The organism is Enterobacter sp. UNJFSC 003, from assembly GCF_036903355.1.
Taxonomy (GTDB): Bacteria; Pseudomonadota; Gammaproteobacteria; order Enterobacterales; family Enterobacteriaceae; genus Enterobacter.
Genome location: NZ_JBAKHK010000256.1, coordinates 1 through 254 on the forward strand (window position 1 = coordinate 1; position 254 = coordinate 254).

Genomic DNA, 254 nt, shown 5'->3' on the forward strand with positions numbered 1-254 from the left:
CTTATATGCAGAAGTATCTGGTAAATACTGCGGGAATGCATGCCAACGTGGCGAGTGGCATTATGACTGCCGCATTGTTTGTATTCATGCTTATTCAACCACTCATTGGCGCGCTGTCGGATAAGATTGGTCGCCGTACCTCAATGTTATGTTTCGGTTCGCTGGCAGCCATTTTTACCGTTCCTATTCTCTCAGCAGTGCAAAACGTTTCCTCGCCTTATGCCGCTTTTGGTCTGGTGATGTGTGCCCTGCTG

The 254-nt window shown here is 48.4% G+C and carries 1 pseudogene; it reads left to right on the forward strand.

What is annotated here, in order from left to right:
• Positions 1-254, forward strand: a pseudogene (locus V5P19_RS24040) (alpha-ketoglutarate transporter); the annotation flags it as partial.